General features: G+C 65.9%; 3 protein-coding genes and 2 pseudogenes. 2 read left to right on the top strand and 3 right to left on the bottom strand.

Going from position 1 to position 3580, the window contains the following annotated elements; translation table 11 throughout:
* Window positions 1–115 precede the first annotated feature (115 nt).
* Window positions 116–742, bottom strand: coding sequence for a PaaI family thioesterase (locus tag WAN02_RS28100; protein WP_422268576.1), 627 nt, complete (start codon window positions 740–742; stop codon window positions 116–118).
* A gap of 37 nt (window positions 743–779) precedes the next feature.
* Window positions 780–1655: an aldo/keto reductase gene (locus tag WAN02_RS28105; RefSeq protein ID WP_422268572.1), complete on the bottom strand. Its 876-nt coding sequence runs from the start codon at window positions 1653–1655 to the stop codon at window positions 780–782.
* A 59-nt stretch (window positions 1656–1714) separates the two neighbouring features.
* Between WAN02_RS28105 and WAN02_RS28110 the strand changes: the two genes are divergently transcribed.
* Window positions 1715–2212 (top strand): DUF1990 family protein, encoded by a 498-nt coding sequence (locus WAN02_RS28110; RefSeq protein WP_422268574.1) that lies wholly within the window; start codon window positions 1715–1717, stop codon window positions 2210–2212.
* Between the two features lie 108 nt (window positions 2213–2320).
* Window positions 2321–3168 (top strand): annotated as a pseudogene (locus tag WAN02_RS28115) (DUF559 domain-containing protein).
* 37 nt (window positions 3169–3205) lie between these two features.
* On the opposite strand, the pseudogene WAN02_RS28120 reads toward WAN02_RS28115, so the two are convergent.
* Window positions 3206–3580: pseudogene (locus WAN02_RS28120) on the bottom strand (nitronate monooxygenase); the annotation flags it as partial.

Here is a 3580-nt window from a genome sequence, read left to right on the forward strand (position 1 = left end):
GTGCTGCTGGGGCGGGGTGTGCGAGGGCGGTCATCGACGCGGTCTCCATGGCTTTCGGGTGTTCAAAGGGACCCGACCATGCTATCGGGATGGTTATTGCCGAGGGGTTGCAGCCTTACGGCTGGCCCGGTTTGAGGAGGACGAACAGGGCCTCGGCGTCCGTGAGCACGGTGTCGCCGTCGCTGAGCCGGCCGGATACGAAGATCTTTCGGCCTTCCACCCGGTCGACGCGCGCGTCGACCTGCAGCTCCTGATTGATCGGCACGATCTGGCGGTAGTTGACGTGAAGGTACGCCGTGCGCTGGCGCGGACCGCCGGTGATAACCCCGGACGTCATGCCCAAGACGGAATCGAACAGCAGCCCGAGCGCACCGCCGTGAACGGCGCCGTTGCGGCCCAGATGGAATCGTCGGAAGCGGGCCCAGCCCTCGATGCGCCCGTCGTCAGTTCTGCGCACCTTCATCGGCACCGGCAGGATGTTGCCGCGGTTCGGCAAGTCGATGCGGCGCCCGGACGGGGTCGCCCACTCATCGGTGTCGAACGGGCCGAGTAAGTCCGAGACCTTTTCGACCAGGTTGGCCGCCTCGCTGATCACGTCGTCGGGCGCGTCGACCGCTCGGGCGTGGTCCTGCAGCGTGCGTACCGCCTCGATGAACCGGCCGTAGTCCGGGCCGCCCTTGGTCGTAGGTTCGGGCGGGTTGAATCCACCACCCGGATGTCGCGCATGTTCGCCGGCCACCAGAACACCGTATTGCCCGGCGGCGCGCGTCGGCGCCGGGCTAGGCGTTCTGCTTGCCGAGCTCGCTCAGCTTCGCGAACTCGTCGTCGCTGAGCTCGATCTCGGCGGCGGCGACGTTCTGCTCCAGGTGCGCGACGCTCGAGGTGCCCGGAATCGGGAGGACCACCGGTGAGCGTTTCAGCAACCAGGCCAGCGCCAGCTGCGAGGGCGTCGCGTGGCCGTGCTCGGCGCCGAGCTTGGCGAGTGGACCGTCCGGCGCCGCGAGGGGACCCGCGGCCAGCGGGAACCACGGAATGAAACCGATCCCCTGTTTGGTGACCTCGTCCAGGAGCGCTTCGGCCGAACGGTTGGTCAGGTTGTAGAGGTTCTGCACCGAGACAATCTGCGTGATCTTTTGGACGGCGTGCAGCTGGTCGACGTTGATCTCTGACAGACCGATGTGGCGGATCTTGCCTTCCTGCTGCAACTTGACCAGCTCGCCGATCTGGTCTTCCAGCGGGAATTTGTCGTCGATGCGGTGCAGCTGAAACAGGTCGATGGTCTCCACGCCGAGCCGGCGCAGGCTGAGCTCGGCCTCTTGACGCAGGTAGGCGGGGAAGCCCAGCGGAACCCATGCGTCGGGTCCGGTGCGCAGCAATCCGGCCTTGGTCGCGATCACCAGCCCGTCGTAGGGATGCAACGCCTCCCGGATGATCTCCTCGGCGAAGTAGGGGCCGTATGAATTCGCGGTGTCGATGAAGTTGACGCCGAGTTCGGCAGCGCGCCGCAGCACGCGAACCGCTTCGTCTCGGTCGGCGGGTGGGCCCCAAACCCCCTTGCCGGTCAGACGCATTGCGCCGTAGCCGAGGCGGTTGATGGTGAGATCACCGCCAAGAGTGAAGGTTCCGGATGCCTGGGCGGGAGCTTGCGTAGTCACATCGCCGACCGTACGCGAGCCCGCAAAAACCGGCCACGTCCGCGTGGCAAGCTGGCCCGGTGGACTTGCACACGATTGCTCAACTGCCCTTCACCTATCCGGAGGTGGGCGCGACTGCCGGCCCGCCGCCCCCGGGGTACAAGCACATTGGCTACTCGGCCCACATCGGGATGGGTCAGCTGCGCTTCGAGCAGGCCGCTGACGCGGTGATGCACTGGGGCATGCAGCGCGGCTCCGGCCTGCGCGTGCAGCCCAGCAGCGAATTGATCACCGTCGGCACGGTGGTCGTGGTGAAAATCGGTTTCCTGAAGGCACCTTGCCGGGTCGTGTACGTCGTCGACGAGCCGCACGTGAAGGGATTCGCCTACGGCACGTTGCCCGGGCATCCAGAGTCCGGCGAGGAGCGGTTCGTGGTGCGCCATGACCCCGTCACCTCCGCGGTGTTCGCCGAGGTCTCCGCCTTCTCCCGGCCGGCGACGTGGTGGAGCAAAGCCGGTGGACCGTTTACCTCGCTGCTGCAGCGCGTGATGAACAAGCGCTACGTACGGGCGGTGTGACCGGTCTGCTGCTTGCCGACACGTAACTAGTTGCGACGAAACGCCGATGCGAGTCGCGCTGGCTTACGTGTCGGGAACCGTCAGAGTTGGTCGAAACTCCGATCCTGTATGCGTGATGTATTCCGTGGCAGCGAGGCCGTACGAGAGGGCAAGCTGAGTCCGTATCAGCTCCGATCGCGATTCCGGTCGATCTATCCCGACGTGTATCTGGCCGAGTACTCAACTCCATCGCTACGGCAACGTTCGGAGGCGGCATGGCTGTGGTCGGGTCGTCGCGGCGTCCTAGCCGGTCTCGCTGCTGCGGCATGGCATGGCTCTGACTGGATCGACGACGACGTTCCCATCGAGTTGATCTGGCGCAACCCACATCCACCGGTAGGCATCGTTACCCGTAACCAACGAATTCGCGGTGACGAGGTCACTCGCGTCGCCGGACTCCCGATCACCACGCCCGAGCGGACTGCATATGATCTCGGTCGGCTTTTGCCACGCAGCGGAGCAATAGCGCGAATGGACGCGCTCGTGCGGGCCAGCCCGTTTCCGATCGAGGAGGTCCGACGGCTGAGCAAGCGCCATCCGGGCGCTCGCGGCTTGCGACAGCTGCGGGCCGCCTTGCCGCTTGTCGACGGCGGGGACCCCCACCAAAAGAGACTTGGCTCCGGCTGCTCTTGATCGACGCTGGACTTCCCGTTCCAGCCACGCAGATACCCGTATATGAGCTGTGGCGACTGGTTGCTGTGCTCGACATGGGCTGGGAGACATACAAAGTGGCAGTCGAATACGACGGCGACCAGCACCGAACCAACCGTAGGCAATACGCGAAGGATCATCGGCGACTGCGCAAGCTGGAGGCGATGGGATGGATCGTCATCCGAGTAATTGCCGAGGATGGACCGGGAGACACCGTGCAGCGCGTCCGAGCGGCGCTGCACGGGAGAGGATGCCTCGACACTTAGCTGGTTGCGACGAAACACCGCTGCAAGTCGCAATCGTTTAAGTGTCGCCGCTGACGCGATGGCCCCAGCCCGCGAGTAATGCGTGGGCGCCCGTGCAGAGGCGTTCGATGACCTCGCCCACCGGGGCGACGTCGGTGACCATCCCGACGCCCTGGCCGGCATCGACCGCCGCGATTCGGCGATCATCGGCCGCGATCGCGGTGGCGAGTTCGGCTTCAGCATCGGCGTCTTCGGCCAACGCGTCCTCATGTCCGGTCCAGCGGGCGACGAAGTCGTTGCGCAGCACGCGCGACGGGAACCGCTCCGCCCACGGCAGATGACGGACGATGTCGTATACCCGGGTGCTGGTGGTGTCGGTCTCGCGCGCCGCGACCAACGCGCGGCGTCCGGCGTCGGTCGTCAGGGCCTCCAC

Origin of the sequence: Mycobacterium sp. (assembly GCF_049281135.1) — a bacterium.
Classification (GTDB): Bacteria; Actinomycetota; Actinomycetes; order Mycobacteriales; family Mycobacteriaceae; genus Mycobacterium.